Raw genomic sequence first — 16186 nt, forward strand, 5'->3', positions numbered from 1 at the left:
TATTTTTACTAATTGGAGGGATTTTTGAAATGAAAAAAGTAGTTACGGGGATTATTACAGGATTGGCGTTAATAACGTTGGCTGGGTGTGGCACCAGTAGTAGTACTAAATCTGAATCTGACAACTCTAGTCAAGCTGTGGCAAGTTCAAAAAAGGCAGCCATTGATAACGCCGAGGCCGCAGTCATTAGTTTGTTTAATGACCAAGAGCAAGACCATATCGCAAAAAATCTTAGTTTATCTAAAGTCGCTAAAGTCAAAGCAATTGTTGATAGTTTACCTTCTGGCAAAGCTAAAAATGAGATGTTAAAGAGTATAAAAAATGCAAAATCGCAAGTAATTGCTGCTGCTGAATTTTCTGAAGACAATAAAAAGTCTAATGCATCTGAGTCTAAGCGAGAAGCCAGTAAAGAGAAAGAAGCATCAATTTCCCAATCGCAGTCATTTGCTTCGCACAAAAGTTCAGTAGCCGCCTCAAAGTCTAAAAGCAAGGCTAAAAAGTCATCAACCGCCACTACTTCTGTAAAATCTCGTTACAAGAAGATTTCTCTTGAGGATTTTGCCACTAATCCTGAAAAATACGAAGGAAAAGACATCGAAACGAGTGGGCACGTCACCTACGTTCAGAAAAAGCCTGACGATCCAGACGTTTATTACGTTGCAATCCTTCCAAAAGATAACTATTCATCATCTGGTTACTCTTTTGGATCAGTAACTGAGGTTAACATTGATACCATGCAAGAAACACCTATTCATGTAGGCGATAACATTACTGTTCGTGGTAGCGGATTGACTGGTGGAGTCCAGTTTAGAGGAAAAACATTGCGTGCAGATATCGTTGTAGATGATGTCACGATCAATTAGGTGACTTTCCATCGGAGGCAAACTAATGAAATTCGGTTATCGTACACTAAGTCTTCAAAAAAATCGGTAATCGCTACATCGACTGACTTACTAAAACGGGTATTTTTATAATTTGGAGGAATGACATATTGTTCAAAGAAAAAATATCAAATATATTTATATGTGATGTGAATGAAAAACCTGTAACCACCATCAGCCTTACAAATACGAGTAGTACACGGATTGCTATACGCTTCTCTTTTTTAAACGTTCTACTCGGGAAACCATATACAATTAGTATTGCAATCTTGGATTCTAACAATGATGTTCTATTTACGAATACAGGGCCATTCGTGCACAGTGATTCAAATAATGACCACCCGGATGGCATGATAAACATGCATAATTATTTCACGCCTCTAGTTGAAGATTTAAAAAATGATACTTACTGCCTAAAAGTTTCCTTGATGACTGACAATTATGTTTCTTTAAGCCAAAGCACAACATATTTTTCTGTAAAGCTGGTTACCACTGATGAAAAATAACTCGAATGAAAAAGTCATCAGTATGTCGCCTTCAAATGAACAATATCTTCCCCCTGACAATAAACATGATTTGCCCAATCAATACCATACAACCTATAATGGAAACAAAAATGGTGGAGGTGGCAACATGAATAAAGATTATGTTACTCATGAAGAGTTAAACCATGCTGTAGACAGATTATCAGATAAGATGGATCTCATTGATTCTCATATTGATACTAAATTTGAAAAAGTTAATACCAAGTTTGAAGAAGTCAATACAAAATTTGAAGAAGTTAACACCAAGTTTGAAACAGTTAATGCCAAACTAGCCATGCAGGAAACTTCAATGCACAAATGGATCATCACTGTAGTTAGCGTAGCAGTTGCAGTAATTGGTATATTAATTAAATTTCTTTAAGATAACGGCCCTCTAACGGGCTTTTATTTAAAGCCTAAAAAGAACATACGTTTGTAATTTTAATAATAATTGGAGGAATTAAGCATGACAGAAAATAAGAAATTTACCTGGGACCCAATCAAGATGGCTGAACCGACAGAATTTATGGACTACGAGCAACTCATGGAACGCTTAAAAAAAGATCTGGGTATCAAGGATAAAAGCTTCTGGGTATTCGATATGCAGGTTCCTCATAACGAAGCCGAATATCAAGAAAGCTTAAGAGTCGTGCGTATGATACGAGGTATGGCTACTAAGGCCGTAGATAAACGAAAGGATGATTCAATTGACTAGAAGCGTTGGCATTTATGTACGTGTCTCAACTGAAAATCAGGTTGATGACGGTTACTCAGTCGGTGAGCAAACCGACAAGTTGAAAAAATATTGTGAAATCAAGGACTGGAGCGTCTATAACGTTTATACGGATGGTGGCTGGTCGGGTTCAAACATCAAACGCCCCGGCATGGAAATGCTGGTTAAGGACGTTAAAGCTCATCAAATAGACACCGTTCTGGTGTACAAATTAGACCGCCTATCGCGTTCTCAAAAGGACACCTTATATCTGATCGAAGACGTATTTAACGCGAATGACGTGGCCTTTATAAGCCTCAACGAGAACTTTGACACCTCCACTGCATTCGGTAAAGCCATGATCGGGATTCTTTCTGTGTTTGCTCAATTGGAACGTGAACAGATCACTGAACGCATGCGTATGGGACGTATTGGACGCGCTAAGGCCGGTTACTTTAAGGGTGGCCCTCATTCGCCCTTCGGATATGACTACGTTGATGGCGAGCTAAGGATCAACTTAGTACAGGCTGAAATCGTAAAACAGATTTTCACCGAGTATGATAACGGGCTGTCACTAAACAAGTTAACGCGCAAACTAAACGCTGAGGGACACATTGGCAAAGATATAAACTGGTCTTACCGAACTGTTCGTCAGGTGCTGGATAATGATGACTACATCGGCAAAGTTCACTATTTAGGTGTTTCCTACGAGGGTAACCATCAAGCCATCATTTCAACTGAGCTTTATGAGCACGTCCAAAAAGAATTAAAGCGGCGGCAAACAGCGGCTTACAGCAAATTTAACAATCCGCGGCCATTTGTTGCCAAGTATATGCTTAGCGGACTGCTCCGCTGCGGACGCTGTGGATCAAGCATGAGCGGCCAAGCCAACTCAACACAGAAACAGATCGCGGCAGCAAAGGTCAAACATCAAGCTAGCTACTACATCCGCTATTACTGTGTATCAAGTCGTCCATCAAAGCTGCACGGGGCCATATCCACACGGCGCAAAGACACTTGCGATTTACCAACGTATTCTGCAATCGAGCTAGAAACCAAGGTACTAGCCAAAATTGAGGACATGTCAAAGCACCCCGAAAAGGTTGCCCGGCTATTTCAACGCAAATCAGTCCAGATTAATACCGAGCCTCTAAAGAAACGACTAGTCGACATTGAAAATCAGATTGAGCGTTTTATGGACTTGTATGGATCTGGAACAATCTCAATTGATAAGATCAATGCGCGGATCGTCAAACTCAATGACGAAAAAGAAGCATTGCAAAATAAATTAGACCAGGCTGCTGACAAAGGACCCGAAGTAGCCGCTGCCAAAATGAATGAAGCCTTAGCCAGTGCCTCGGAGATTATTGCAAGTGACGATTACACGGAGCAAACAAGACTTGTGCGGTCACTCATCGATAAAGTCATTCTTAACGGTAACCGGATGACCATCAAATGGAATTTAGATTGGTAGTATTTTGCCGATATTAGGAGAGTACGATTTCTATTAACGTGAAGCCTTTTCGTGGTGCCGAAGTTTTTCGTAAAACACGTTTTAATTTCATCATTTGATAATCTCCCCCATTGATTGATACATCGGTAATAAAATACTCAAATAAGTCCCTACAATAACCACGGCGATCACCATAAACATCAGTGGCTGAATCCAACTAATTAATCGGTTCAAATCACGAACTAAGCGGTTATATTGTAAGGTTGCAAAATAAATCAATTCTTTCCCCAATTGATTGGTTGGACTCTGCTTGCCAACTAAGACCGCCAACTCATTTGGTAGCAAACGATCTGTTCGAATAATGTCTGGAAGTGCTTGGCCCTTCAGCAATGCTTGTTCAACAAACGTACTTTGTTGTTGAATCAACGATTGGCTTTGAAAATGCTGACTGACTTCACAAATCGCTTGTAATCCTAAGCCACCGGATAACAGCATCCCCGCATTTAAGGTTAAATAATAACCACAATACAATCGGACTAGCGAACCCACAATCGGCCACCGGGTTAACTGTCGGTACCGGTCACGCACAGGAAGCCGTTTTAGCTGACCACCAATCAGTAGGACCCCTAATCCTAAAATCGTGGCTAAGCTGCCTAAGATAAGCTGCCAGGAGATTGATTGTGCGGGAGCTGTGGTTGCTTGATCAAAATTTGGCAGAATTGTGGTTTTCACCACCACTAATGTCCCAACTAACAAAGCCAATAACACCAATGGATACTGCAATAATCGGCGAATTTGTTGCTGTTGCGTTGCCTTGGTTCGCATTAGTTGCCCCGCCTGGATTAGCGTTGCAGTTAACTCACCATGCGCCTCAGCAATCAACAACTGATAATACAAATCCACGGCCACAAAAGGCTGTAAGGCTGTGGCCAGCCCATCTCCAGCGGCTAACTTGGTAATGACAGGCTTCAATAGTCGAAATTGTCGACCTTGCACATCAACGACAAAGCGCATCGCCGCTTGCAGCGAAAAACCGTTATTAATCAAATCAGCCAATGTTTCAAACAAAAATGCCTGCTGCTTAATCGTTAATTGCCCTTTTCTAGCCAAGCGTTGCGGCCACTTGCGGACTAATCCGCCCGATGTTTTGCTGTTCTTCAATCAAGGCCCTCCATTCTGACGTCATGAGTTGTGCTGGCTGCGTCATTAAGGTCGTTGGATCAGTCACAATATCGAATAAGGTGGCCTGACGCCCATCTGTTAGTGGCACTAACCGTTGATAACTCACAGCAGCTAAGGCCTGTTGCAAGGTCTGTTGATCAACCCCTAATTGTTGCAATCGCGGGCTCACCCCATAAACCCCACGCGCATGGATAGTACTCAATACCAGATGCCCACTAAGTGCCGCTTGGATGGCAATTTTAGCGGTCTCAGCATCACGAATTTCTCCGATAATAAAGATTTCCGGGTGATGCCGTAACCCCACTTTTAATAAATCCGCATAAGCCATTTGAGCCGATGGATTCACTTGTAACTGTAAAAAATCAGGTTCAAAAATTTCAACCGGATCTTCAATAGTCATCACCACTTTTTGTCCACCAAACGGCCGTACCAAATCGTACATGGTTGTCGTCTTCCCTGATCCCATCGGGCCTGAAAATAAAACCAACCCGCTATGCTGTAAAACTTGCACGAGTTGTTGACGCTGTGTTGGTACTAGGTATTGCAAGTTAGTCTTATCGTTTTGATACAAGAGCCGTAAAACCAATGATTCACGTCCCAAAAAGTCCCCCACCGTTGAAATCCGTAAATTCAAATCGACGCCTTGCACTGTCATGACCATTGCGCCTAATTGCGGCCGTCGATGGTCGCTAATGGCCATGTTACTCCGATATTTAATATGATTAATCAATTGTTGGCCAACCACGGTCGTGACAGTAGCCAGTGTTGTCATTTTTCCGGCACTTTGACTCATGATTTGATATGATGTTTCAGCCGGTAACCAATAAATATCACTAGCCTGCTGATCCATCGCAGTTTGAACCAACTCAGTTAACTGTTGTGAAATTGCCATAGGTGCCCCCCTTTCACTCAGCAACTCCGCAGCTGCAGTTATTTTGAACGAAAAAAAACACCATCTTTAATCATTAAATTAAAGATAGTGCTCACAAATTTTCAATTATTTTACGTCTAAGCGCGTTCTGCTGCTTGAATCTCAGCCTTAGTTGGAATCGATGGTTGGGCACCCAATTGTTGCACAGCTAATGAAGAGGCCCGGTTAGCCAAACGAACCGCTTCAGCTAAATTACTAAAATCAGTCTTCAAAACGGAACTCAATGCCCCGATGAAGGTATCACCAGCCGCAGTCGTATCAACGGCATGTACTTTGTAAGCTGGCACAAAACCATGGTCTTGATCACGCATCCAAAAAGCACCTTTGCTTCCGACAGTGATGATAATCGTTTGAATGCCCTGTGCCTGCAATTTTTCCGCAGCTTTGATCATCGAATGTTCATCGGTAATATGAATCCCAGTCAATGTCTCGGTTTCAGTTTCGTTAGGCACAATCAAATCCGTCAAAGCTAACAAGTCAACCGGCACCGCACTGGTTGCGGGAGCCGGATTCAAGATCGTTCGGCGCTTTGCCGCATGCGCCAGTTCAAACCCTTGAATGGTAGCCGCAATCGGCGTTTCAAACTGCGCAATTAAAAAGTCACTCGCTTCAATAGCTGGTTGCGCAGCTTTAACATCGTCGGTTGTCACTTGTTGATTCGTCCCACCATCAATAAGAATCCGATTCTCACTACTACTATCTAATAGAATGAATGCCGAACCCGTCGCAGCCTCATCACTATGGATGACGTATTGATCATCAACCCCACTATCAGTGAGTTGTTTGACCATAAAGTCGCCTTCTTGGTCTTGACCAACTTTGCCGATAAACGTCGTCTGAGCCCCCGCACGTGCTGCCGCAATCGCTTGATTAGCGCCTTTGCCACCACCAGCAATACTTTTACCAGCTAGCGGTAAAGTTTCGCCTGGTTTGGGGAACCGTTTAAATCGCAAGATCGTATCAACATTTAAACTTCCTAATACGGTTACTTTATTCATTCGTCATCTGTCCTTTCGCGTCTTTGCTGCCCTAATTTTAGCAAACCCCCGCGCCAGACACCAGCTAGAACCCAATTTATTAGCAATAATTAACCTAGAATATAAAAAAACGGTTATTACCATCAAGGCAATAACCGTTTAAGTTGACTGAATTAGTCTGGAAAGTTAGCCGTATCATAAACTTCAGATACATCATCGTTATCTTCAAGTTCATCAATCATGTGTTGTAACTTTTCAGCTTTGTCAGCTGGAACATCAGTTAAGTTTTCAGGGATCATGGTTAATTCAGCGGTTGCCAAAGTATAACCAGCTGCTTGTAAAGCATCCCGAACTTGAGCCAATTGCTTAGGATCAGTATAGATTTCGAAAGCTTCGTCACTAGATTGTAAATCATCGCCACCAGCATCCAAAACATCCATTAACATCGTATCTTCATCCGTGTCTAAATCTTCACGAGAAATAACGATGTAACCTTTCCGATCAAACATGTAACTAACCGCACCAGTAGCGGCTAAGGCACCACCATGATGAGTGAAAGCTGAACGAACTGCTGCAGCAGTCCGGTTCTTGTTGTCAGTTAATGCGTGAACCAGAACAGCGATACCACCAGGGCCGTAGCCTTCGTAAGTAACTTCTTCGTAGTTTTCCGCACCGGAGCCACTACCTTTATCAACCGCCCGTTTAATATTATCTTTAGGCATGTTGGCAGCTCTAGCCTTATCCATGATCAAACGCAATCCAGCGTTAGAATCTGGATCAGGACCCCCGGCTTTTACAGCCATATAAAGTTCGCGAGAGATCTTTTGGAAAATCTTCCCACGTTTAGCATCTTGAGCGTTTTTACGCCCTTGAATGTTATGCCATTTACTATGTCCTGACATTGTGACTCCTTCTTTCTTAATTTATTCGATTTATGATTAAACATACGTAAGGTATCATATCAAATAAAACGGTTTAATTCAAGGTCTAGACCCGATTTGACCGAAGCACAAGTAGCCTTTTGAAAATTTCATATAATGGCGTTTTCTATTCTTTAATGTCACTTAGTCTATTCATTGTTTTTCATATAGTTGCATGGCTCTAACTTCTATTTAAGCATATCCTTTAAAAAGAAATCGGTCTTAACTAAGCTGGCCTTACTAGTTATTTTCAATCCTTTTAAACTAGTCGGTTTCGCTGTACTTATTTGACCAAACGAATGAAATTTATGTCCATTTAGATGAATCTCACCACTATAAGTTCCCCGATAAAGATGTGGAATCTCATACGTATGCTTACCGGTCCGTTAGATAGTTAGCGTGCCATAATCCTTATAATAATTATCTTTAATCTGACGACCATCTAGCCTCATAGTTAGCTCATTACCACTGACTCGCTGACTCATAATTCGATAACTTATTGAAGAGGTACTTCGACCTGCTATCGTAAACATTTGAATCTTTTTATTGCCACGCAGTCGTAGCACAATCCCCCCACTAACATTTTTCGCCATATATTTATTTTTATGGTTCAAAATTTTTTACTAATCTTATACGTCTTAGCACTGGCCGTTGTCGGTGTTGCAGTCATCACTAGTGGTGCCACCGTGACAGCCATTAACGTCATAGCCCCTAATTTTGTTAGTAATTTCATGTCATACTCCTCCATTATTTCTAAAAGTCATTTATCCATATCCCAAACAATCTTGTTTGTCTCACATAGCATCTAATAGGCCAATGGTACAAAATACGTTGTAATTTCATCTTCCCCTTTAGATTTTATTAAAACCGCCATTACACCACTTGTCTAAGCACTCCTATTATAGCAATCGTCAATAAAAAAGCCGTAGCGTTAGTCATCGCCACGAGCTTACTGTCATTATTTCTTGCTCCACCACATTTACCAACTATCCTTTAACCGTTCGTCAGCTTGCATTTCTAAAATTTAACTGCAAACTACAAAAAACGACCGTTAATTGGAGCTAACGGTTGGTAAAAAAAATAACTCGTCTTAAAACCTAATCTAGCGGTTTTTAAACGAGTTATGAGGATTATAAATTAGCTATGTATTGGTACTACAAAAAACGGTCGTTTATTAGACAAGTGGCCTAACTTAGTCCACTAATTATATTATCATAATTAATTAACGATTAGTCAAGGTTAACTTACGCTGACTGAGATGATTTCGCTTAGCGACATTATAGACGGTCGATACTGATACACCGCACACTTTGGCGATATCGTTCACGGGGTAGTCTAAGATGCAATATAACTTACAAATCTTTTGTTCGACATCTGTAGATAATCTTGGTCGCCCCAGCGTTTGCCCGTGCTGTCTTAACTCAGCAAGCGCATCACGGGTCCGTTGTCGAATCGTATTCAGTTCATATTCACTGAATGTCGCTAGAATCTGATACTGTAAGATCCCCGTGGGCGTTGACATATCGAGCTGTTCCCGTAGCGAGACAACTTGCACTTGATGTTGGGTCAAATCATCGATCGTGGTGATCATCTTCACCGTTCGACGTGATAATCGGTCTAGTTTGTAAACCATAAACTTAACCTGCCACCCAGCCGCCGCTTTACGCTTCGCTAATTTTACGGCATGATTGAATTCCGGCCGTTCATCATCACTACCAGATAGCTGATCCGAAAAAATCAATTGGCAATGTTGAGACTCTAACGCACGGATTTGTAACTCCAACCCCAATTCTTGTCGATTTTCGGCCGTTGAAACCCGTGCATAACCTATGCTTAATTGTTGCATTTCTTCACTCCTTATCAGTGAAACCTTCATAGTTGACCACAATTAATTGTGAGTTTTACAAAATTTAATAGTACCCAACTATTCTGACAATTGCATAAAAAAACACCTTCCAGTTTTGGGAGATGCGTCTGTCCTCAAAGATCTTTATTCTTTACCGATAGTCCGCGCACCACTCATCTAATACTAACTGGTAGTCTCAAATACTTAAGCTAGTTGTACCATCCTTTAAATGCCAATAGATATCACATCTCGATTGGCATTACTTCATTTTAATTTTTAAATTAGTTGATATGCATAAATCATTTGAATTAGTTTATTATTCGATGATCATTGTAGCAAAATTAGCTGCTAAATAACATATTTGCTTAGACAAAAAAATCTCGTTGATCGTAACTTATCAACGAGATCAAAATGACAATTAAGTTTTTTACTGACACTAATCACTAAGGCTTCAAATAACTAAACCCTTGTGTTTCCAATTCAACGATTCTTACCACCCCAGCGGGCACAACTTTAGCACCGGCAACTAGATCAGTTGTTGCGATTTGATGACTACGCAAGGCATTTTGACACGCATCAACTTCCACCATCGGATTAGCCTGCAAAAAAGCCGTCCATTTGTCGCCAGTTAACGTGGTCACCGCAGGACCATTGACCACCATCACGATTTCACTAGTCGGCATCGCTGCTAGCAAGTTATGCACGTTGCCTTGAGCCATCGTCACTTTATCGACATCATCGACATGAACCACCACTTTAGCCATTGACTGTGCCTCGACTTTCAATCAGTTTCGTTTCCAAGTTACGTAAATAATGATAGCTCGACAACATATTGGCACAAGTCGCATCGGTTTCATCCGGCACTTCATAAATCATGCTGGCAGTCGGGTTCAATTCACCCAACACTCGTTGCCAGTCAATTAATCCAGTTCCTAATGGCAAACTATCGTGTTGTTGCCCCAATGAATCCACTAAATGGTAATGTTTAATCAATGGTTTTAGCCGTTTCAACGCTAACATCGTTAATTCCATATCACCATGCAACCCAATAAAAACGTGACTAATATCGCAAACTAATGGCAATTGATGATGAATAATCTGTTCATCTAATTGCGGATCGCCATACATAAAACTGGGCGTAATCCCATTTTCAATCATCACATGACCGTTACCTTGACGAACAAGCGTATCTAAGCGTGCAAAGACCGTTTCACGGGCGGCGGTAATTGACTCATATTCTTTAATCAACGTAGCACTATCGCTCCCATAGCCCCCGTGAATCAGGACTCGGATATTTAAATCAGTGGCTAAGTCTAACAAGTCACTCGTTGATTTTTGCAAAAAGTTATAGGCGACCGTTTCGCGTTGTGGATCTAATAACTGATCCAAATGAATCCCTTGATAACTCATTGGATGATGCACCACAATATCAGTCGTCACATTTTTAGCGACAAACGTAATGGCCGTTTTCAAATTTTTAAACGCGTCTGGTTCAAAATCAGCCGCACTCGTGAAAAATTCAAAGGTTTTTGGCCGATATTGCAGCCGATTCATTAGTTGTTTTGGTGTTTGGGCCGCTTTTAGCCCTAACTGAACAAATCCTGGTCGTTTTGGTAATACAAGCATCTGTTAATCATCCTTTCAACGCATTCTGGGCGGGATATTACTATTTTTATTGTCGAAACGTGCTCACTAGCAAACCGGCTTGCCTCACTCTCTACAAAAAAAGCCCAGAACCAAAGTTCTAGACCTAGTATAACGCTATTTAGATTTTTACTGTTACCCATTACTAAACAGTTTGATTAACATTAATAATCAACTTTCCAGCACTATGGCTAGCTTCGCTATAACGATGCGCCGCCTGAACACCAGCCGTGGTAAATGGAAAGACTTGGTCAATAATGATATGCAAGTGTCCTTGAACCGCTAAGTTAGCTAAAATCGCTAATTGTTTCCCATTCGTTTGCAACCACCAGCTAGACACCTCTGGGCCTTGTTGCTGCTGAGCCTCTGTAGGCTGACCATCAATAGTGACCAAACGGCCAGTTGGCTTCAAAATTGCCAAGCCATCATCGATTGCATTGATGGTATCAAAGACGGCATCATAATCATGCAACACTTCTTTAATATCGGTCGTATGATAATCGATTACCTGATCAGCTCCGATTTCAGTTAACAGCTCACGATGATTTTCACTCGCGGTCGTGGCTACTTCGGCACCAAAGTATTTTGCCAATTGAATGGCATTCAATCCAACACCACCCGCACCAGCTTGAATCAACACTTTTTCGCCGGCTTTTACTTGTAACCGATCGTGGATCACTTGATAAGCTGTCAGTCCGGCTAACGGTAATGCCGCAGCTTGCTCAAAAGACAATTCAGCTGGTTTCAGTGCTAGTTTGTCCGCCTTAACCGCCGCATATTGTGCATAGGTCCCTCGACGACCATCAGTATAAATATCTGGCCGGGCAAAGACCTCATCGCCAACTTTGAAATCACGGACATCTTTCCCCGCTTCAACAATCGTCCCAGCAACGTCCCAACCTAATACGACTGGGAACTGCCAATCATACATGCCTTTTAATAGGCCTTGCCGGGCCTTCCAATCAATTGGATTGATACTCGTTGCGCGAACAGCCACCAACACCTCATCACTGGCAATTTCAGGACGGTCGATGTCTTGCATTTGAAGTTCTTCCGGACCACCATATTGATTAATCACAACTGCTTGCATTTAAATAACCTCCAGAAAAAAAATAGATGAGAACAGCTTAGCATTTCTAATCAACCTGACGCAATTAATTAGCTTCCAACTTAAAATCAAAGGACTAAAAAAGACTCCGGAAACCCGGAGTCTTAGGTTATTTAACTTATTCGGCAGATTTAGTCGAAGCACGGCGAACGATCCCATATGGTAAGGTCACAGTCTTTTCGTCTAATTCTTTATCGTTCATTAACTTAGTTAACATCCGCATCGCTACGGCACCAATATCATACAATGGTTGTGTGATCGAGGTGATCGCTGGCCGCGTAATTTGAGTAATGATCGTATCATTACTGGTAATCACTTCTAAGTCATCTGGCACACTAACGCCGGATTCCATGCTGGCATTGATAATTCCAGCAGCCATTTCATCATCACCAACGAAAACAGCGGTCGCACCACTATCAGCGATAACCGGTTGTAACTTCGTCCCAGCATCATATGAGTAACCAGCTTCATAAACCAAGCTATCATCATATGGTAACTTCGCTTTGCTTAAAGCCCGTTTGTAACCCGCCAAGCGGTATTCCGCATTGATTGATTGTGACAAGGGTCCTAAGGCCAAAGCAATCTTAGTGTGGCCACGCTTGATTAATGCTGTAATCGTTTCTTCAACCGCTGCAGTATAATCGATGTTAACACTTGGCGTATCGCCTTCTGGATCAACCGTCCCAGCTAATACAACTGGTGCCTTGGCCCGTTTAAATTCAGCCCGTAATTGATCATCGATGTGATTACCCATGAAGATGACCCCATCAACTTGCTTAGCCATCAACGTGTTTAACACGTTAACTTCTTGTTCGCCAGCATCATCTGAGTTCGTCAAAATGATGTTGTATTTGTACATCATTGCAATATCATCAATCCCACGTGCTAACGCCGCAAAGTAAATATTGGTCACATCGGGAATAATCACCCCAACCGTCGTTGAGCGCTTACTTGCTAAGCCTCGCGCAACGGCATTTGGCCGATAATCTAAGCGTTCGATAACTGCCAAGACCTTCTTACGAGTTGCTGGCTTGACATTGGGATTCCCATTAACGACCCGTGAAACTGTGGCCATTGAAACCGCCGCTTCGCGTGCCACATCATAAATCGTTACTGTTTGTTTTTCCATATAAAATAGCCCTTTCTTACTTGGTATCATTTGTTTTCATTCGTTTTCATGCAACATCAACCAATATAGCAAAATAACGGATGAGTTGCAACTAATGACGGACGTTGAAATCGCTTTCATGAAAATAATACCTTAATTTTTTCAAAAAAACAACTTTTTACACAGCATATTCTGATTTTTTTCAGTAACGAAACACACGAGCATTTCCAACCTAACAGCGCTATACTAAAAGATATAGCTAAATATCTTTTAAGGAGTGTTCTGTAATGGATTACACCAAACTGCAACAAGTCCGTCAATGGACCGTCGATAACCACGTTGATGTCACCTATGTCAGCGACTTTCACACGATTTCTTATCTAACTGGGTTCGGGAGTGACCCGATCGAACGCACTCTAGCCCTCTTTGTATTCGCTGAAGACGAACCATTCTTGTTCGCCCCAGCCCTCGAAGTCGAAGCCATCAAAGGTACTGGCTGGCCATATCGCGTTTACGGTTACTTGGATCATGAAGATCCTTACGCCTTAATCGCGCAACACATTCAAGAACAACTCACTGATCCAAAAGTTTGGGCCTTAGAACAAGGCAATTTAACGTTGGACCGTTTCAATGCGATCAAGACGCAATTTCCTGCCGCCCACTTTGACAAGAACTTATCACCCATGATTCAACAACTGCGTCTCGTTAAAACACCCGACGAATTAGAAAAATTACACGTTGCTGGTAAATGGGCCGACTTTGCCTTTGAAAAAGGCTTTGCCGCCGTTAAAGCTGGTCGGACTGAACAACAAGTTGCTGCTGAACTCCAATATGCCTTAATGCAAAAAGGCGTCATGGAAATGAGTTTTGGTACGTTGATTCAAGCTGGCGCCCACGCTGCTGAACCTCATGGTGCCACCAACCAAACTCAAATCAAGCCAAACGAATTAGTCTTGTTTGATTTAGGAGTGATGTGGGAAGGCTATGCTTCTGATGCCTCACGGACCATTGCTTACGGTCAACCAACCGACAAACAAAAGGAAATCTATGATGTTTGTTTGGAAGCCCAATTGACCGCTCAAGCTGGCGTTAAACCTGGCATGGCCGCTGAGGACGTGGATAAACTTGCCCGCGATGTCATCACCAAAGCTGGTTACGGCGAATACTTTATTCACCGTTTAGGTCATGGCCTCGGTCAAACTGACCATGAATTCCCATCAATTATGGAAGGCAACCACATGCCATTAGTTGAAGGCATGTGCTTCTCCATTGAACCTGGGATTTACATTCCAGGCGTTGCCGGTGTCCGGATTGAAGACTGTGGGGTTGTCACTAAAGATGGCTTTGATCCATTTACCCATACACCAAAAGACTTAAAGATTTTAGACATTTAAATCCGATATTAAAGGCACGTCAGGCCATCAATTATTGATGATCTGGCGTGCCTTTTTGTGTGATTAATAAACGATTTGTTGAACACGCTTGGTAATCTGTTTAACCTTACCAAAACCGGTGTAACCACTGATGCCACCAAAGTTGGCGGGTTGTGGTTGCCAGGTCAAAACGGCTAATAAATAGCGTTGCCCATTTGGTAGCGTCACAATCCCCGCATCATGATGATAGAGTCGATTATAATCGCTCAAAAAACCAACTTTATCTTGAACGGTCGTTCCGGCTTTAGCTTGTTTAACCCCGGCTGGCATCCCGGTCCGATAAACTTGTTGACCCATCAAGCTTAAAATATGTGCGCGGTCTTTTTTATTCGTAAATGCGCCCTTGCCTAGTTCCAAGTCGCGTAACACTTTAACCAAACTATTGGCTGTTGTCACTGAATCATGAGTTGCACTAAATGGTGCGCCATAATAGCCTTGTGTCCCCAACCAATGATTAATCTTAGCTCGACCGTATTTGTGCAAGACACTAACTGGATAGTCATTAGCACTGATCACAATCATCCGCCGCATCCCAGCCGTATTCGCTTTCGTCCAACTGAATTGATGTTGTTGCTTGAGGTGCATCAAATAGGCCGCAATATATAACTTGTAAGTACTGGCCGACACAACCACTTGATGACCACGGGCATTAGTTGCTAGCTTGCCTTGCGTATAAACTTTGGCGTCCTTGGCTTTAGCTGCTTGACTACCCACTTTAGGCGTCAAATTATAGAATGAAACCATACATGACCCATCTTTGGTCACGCCATCAAGATACGTTTGTAGGCGTTGCTTAATTTTCGCTTGTTGTTTAGTCGCATCATAATAAGTCCCCGCTTTTAAGCCGTTATGCCAAACCCAGCCTTTCGTCCCATTCTTACTGGATACGTGCACGTATAAATACTTCACGCCGTGCCGATAATAATAGCGTTGCTGCGTCACTCGATACGTCTGCTTGGCACTTAGTTTTTGGCCTTTAACTAACTGCATCGCCGCCCGAGTGCCTTGTAGCTGATACACCTTACCTGTTCGCGCTTTGATATAATTTTTGGCCGGCCGTTTCACTGGCGCATCCGTTTGATAGTTCCGACCAGGGGTTAGATCAGTCTGTGCAATCCAGCCTTGCACCCCATCCTGGGCATTTTTCACTTGAACATAGCGGGTAGCCACGCCCTTAGCGGTTGTCACTACCGTTTGTCCAGTCACTAGCCACGTTGTTTTCGCGTACGTCTTAAGGGCCTTTTGGGGTGTCACCGTCACCTGATTGAGATCACCAGATAATTCAACTAAGTCACCCGTTTTTCCCGAATAACATGGCTGAGCCGCCTGTGTTACCGTTGCCGTCCGCGTTGTGGTCGTCGCAGCGTGTACCGGTAGACTTAAGCCCCAACTAGCTAAACCGATCAAACTCCCTAATACAACTTTACTTGTCACTTGCATCAAAAAAGACCCCTTTTCATTAAAAAC

The 16186-nt window shown here is 42.4% G+C and carries 17 protein-coding genes; 6 read left to right on the forward strand and 11 right to left on the reverse strand.

Translation table 11 applies throughout. The annotated features are described in order from the left end of the window. Window positions 1-29: 29 nt before the first annotated feature. From FFM84_RS11240 to FFM84_RS11260, 5 genes are all read left to right on the forward strand, one after another. Window positions 30-863 carry a toxin Cry1Ac domain D-VI-related protein gene (locus FFM84_RS11240; protein WP_130845740.1) on the forward strand — a complete coding sequence of 278 codons (834 nt, stop codon included), beginning with the start codon at window positions 30-32 and terminating at the stop codon, window positions 861-863. Window positions 864-991: 128 nt separating this feature from the next. Further along, window positions 992-1387 (forward strand): hypothetical protein, encoded by a 396-nt coding sequence (locus FFM84_RS11245; RefSeq protein ID WP_130845739.1) that lies wholly within the window; start codon window positions 992-994, stop codon window positions 1385-1387. A gap of 127 nt (window positions 1388-1514) precedes the next feature. Further along, window positions 1515-1787: a hypothetical protein gene (locus tag FFM84_RS11250; protein ID WP_130845738.1), complete on the forward strand. Its 273-nt coding sequence runs from the start codon at window positions 1515-1517 to the stop codon at window positions 1785-1787. Window positions 1788-1871: 84 nt separating this feature from the next. Beyond that, window positions 1872-2120 (forward strand): hypothetical protein, encoded by a 249-nt coding sequence (locus FFM84_RS11255; protein WP_130845737.1) that lies wholly within the window; start codon window positions 1872-1874, stop codon window positions 2118-2120. After that, complete coding sequence (locus tag FFM84_RS11260; protein WP_165450320.1) at window positions 2113-3591, forward strand: recombinase family protein; 1479 nt, start codon at window positions 2113-2115, stop codon at window positions 3589-3591. The genes FFM84_RS11255 and FFM84_RS11260 overlap by 8 nt, the downstream gene beginning before the upstream one ends. Window positions 3592-3681: 90 nt before the next feature. Here the strand turns inward: FFM84_RS11260 and FFM84_RS11265 are convergent, their stop codons facing one another. From FFM84_RS11265 to ccpA, 10 genes are all read right to left on the reverse strand, one after another. Beyond that, window positions 3682-4731, reverse strand: coding sequence for a type II secretion system F family protein (locus FFM84_RS11265; protein WP_130845735.1), 1050 nt, complete (start codon window positions 4729-4731; stop codon window positions 3682-3684). Next, window positions 4673-5644, reverse strand: coding sequence for a competence type IV pilus ATPase ComGA (gene comGA, locus FFM84_RS11270; protein ID WP_130845734.1), 972 nt, complete (start codon window positions 5642-5644; stop codon window positions 4673-4675). The genes FFM84_RS11265 and comGA overlap by 59 nt, the downstream gene beginning before the upstream one ends. A gap of 116 nt (window positions 5645-5760) precedes the next feature. Beyond that, window positions 5761-6681 carry a ribokinase gene (gene rbsK, locus FFM84_RS11275; RefSeq protein ID WP_130845733.1) on the reverse strand — a complete coding sequence of 307 codons (921 nt, stop codon included), beginning with the start codon at window positions 6679-6681 and terminating at the stop codon, window positions 5761-5763. Between the two features lie 152 nt (window positions 6682-6833). Then, on the reverse strand, window positions 6834-7562 hold the full coding sequence (locus tag FFM84_RS11280; RefSeq protein ID WP_130845732.1) for a YebC/PmpR family DNA-binding transcriptional regulator: 729 nt from the start codon (window positions 7560-7562) through the stop codon (window positions 6834-6836). A 628-nt stretch (window positions 7563-8190) separates the two neighbouring features. Continuing rightward, window positions 8191-8313 (reverse strand): hypothetical protein, encoded by a 123-nt coding sequence (locus FFM84_RS16415; protein WP_263854342.1) that lies wholly within the window; start codon window positions 8311-8313, stop codon window positions 8191-8193. Between the two features lie 489 nt (window positions 8314-8802). Further along, window positions 8803-9426, reverse strand: coding sequence for a recombinase family protein (locus tag FFM84_RS11285; protein WP_225425315.1), 624 nt, complete (start codon window positions 9424-9426; stop codon window positions 8803-8805). A 443-nt stretch (window positions 9427-9869) separates the two neighbouring features. Next, window positions 9870-10190, reverse strand: a complete 321-nt coding sequence (locus tag FFM84_RS11290; protein ID WP_130845730.1) for a DsrE family protein — start codon at window positions 10188-10190, stop codon at window positions 9870-9872. Next, on the reverse strand, window positions 10183-11052 hold the full coding sequence (locus tag FFM84_RS11295; protein WP_130845729.1) for a TIM barrel protein: 870 nt from the start codon (window positions 11050-11052) through the stop codon (window positions 10183-10185). The genes FFM84_RS11290 and FFM84_RS11295 overlap by 8 nt, the downstream gene beginning before the upstream one ends. Window positions 11053-11215: 163 nt before the next feature. Continuing rightward, a complete protein-coding gene (locus FFM84_RS11300; RefSeq protein ID WP_130845728.1) occupies window positions 11216-12160 on the reverse strand; it encodes an NADP-dependent oxidoreductase in 945 nt (314 codons plus the stop codon). Window positions 12161-12296: 136 nt separating this feature from the next. Beyond that, window positions 12297-13307 (reverse strand): catabolite control protein A, encoded by a 1011-nt coding sequence (gene ccpA / locus FFM84_RS11305; protein WP_130845727.1) that lies wholly within the window; start codon window positions 13305-13307, stop codon window positions 12297-12299. Window positions 13308-13573: 266 nt separating this feature from the next. On the opposite strand from ccpA, the gene FFM84_RS11310 reads away from it, so the two are divergent. Further along, window positions 13574-14680, forward strand: a complete 1107-nt coding sequence (locus FFM84_RS11310) for a M24 family metallopeptidase (RefSeq protein ID WP_130845726.1) — start codon at window positions 13574-13576, stop codon at window positions 14678-14680. 63 nt (window positions 14681-14743) lie between these two features. Here the strand turns inward: FFM84_RS11310 and FFM84_RS11315 are convergent, their stop codons facing one another. Beyond that, a complete protein-coding gene (locus FFM84_RS11315) occupies window positions 14744-16159 on the reverse strand; it encodes a serine hydrolase (RefSeq protein ID WP_130845725.1) in 1416 nt (471 codons plus the stop codon). Window positions 16160-16186: the final 27 nt, after the last annotated feature.

The organism is Lactiplantibacillus mudanjiangensis, from assembly GCF_005405385.1.
GTDB classification, from domain to species: Bacteria; Bacillota; Bacilli; order Lactobacillales; family Lactobacillaceae; genus Lactiplantibacillus; species Lactiplantibacillus mudanjiangensis.

Bases quoted from the DNA above. Each gene is read 5' to 3' on its own strand.
- FFM84_RS11240 (WP_130845740.1), top strand. From the start codon at position 30: ATGAAAAAAGTAGTTACGGGGATTATTACAGGATTGGCGTTAATAACG.
- FFM84_RS11250 (WP_130845738.1), top strand. From the start codon at position 1,515: ATGAATAAAGATTATGTTACTCATGAAGAGTTAAACCATGCTGTAGAC.
- FFM84_RS11255 (WP_130845737.1), top strand. From the start codon at position 1,872: ATGACAGAAAATAAGAAATTTACCTGGGACCCAATCAAGATGGCTGAA.
- comGA (WP_130845734.1), bottom strand. From the start codon at position 5,644: ATGGCAATTTCACAACAGTTAACTGAGTTGGTTCAAACTGCGATGGAT.
- rbsK (WP_130845733.1), bottom strand. From the start codon at position 6,681: ATGAATAAAGTAACCGTATTAGGAAGTTTAAATGTTGATACGATCTTG.
- FFM84_RS11280 (WP_130845732.1), bottom strand. From the start codon at position 7,562: ATGTCAGGACATAGTAAATGGCATAACATTCAAGGGCGTAAAAACGCT.
- FFM84_RS16415 (WP_263854342.1), bottom strand. From the start codon at position 8,313: ATGAAATTACTAACAAAATTAGGGGCTATGACGTTAATGGCTGTCACG.
- FFM84_RS11285 (WP_225425315.1), bottom strand. From the start codon at position 9,426: ATGCAACAATTAAGCATAGGTTATGCACGGGTTTCAACGGCCGAAAAT.
- FFM84_RS11290 (WP_130845730.1), bottom strand. From the start codon at position 10,190: ATGGCTAAAGTGGTGGTTCATGTCGATGATGTCGATAAAGTGACGATG.
- FFM84_RS11295 (WP_130845729.1), bottom strand. From the start codon at position 11,052: ATGCTTGTATTACCAAAACGACCAGGATTTGTTCAGTTAGGGCTAAAA.
- FFM84_RS11300 (WP_130845728.1), bottom strand. From the start codon at position 12,160: ATGCAAGCAGTTGTGATTAATCAATATGGTGGTCCGGAAGAACTTCAA.
- ccpA (WP_130845727.1), bottom strand. From the start codon at position 13,307: ATGGAAAAACAAACAGTAACGATTTATGATGTGGCACGCGAAGCGGCG.
- FFM84_RS11310 (WP_130845726.1), top strand. From the start codon at position 13,574: ATGGATTACACCAAACTGCAACAAGTCCGTCAATGGACCGTCGATAAC.
- FFM84_RS11315 (WP_130845725.1), bottom strand. From the start codon at position 16,159: ATGCAAGTGACAAGTAAAGTTGTATTAGGGAGTTTGATCGGTTTAGCT.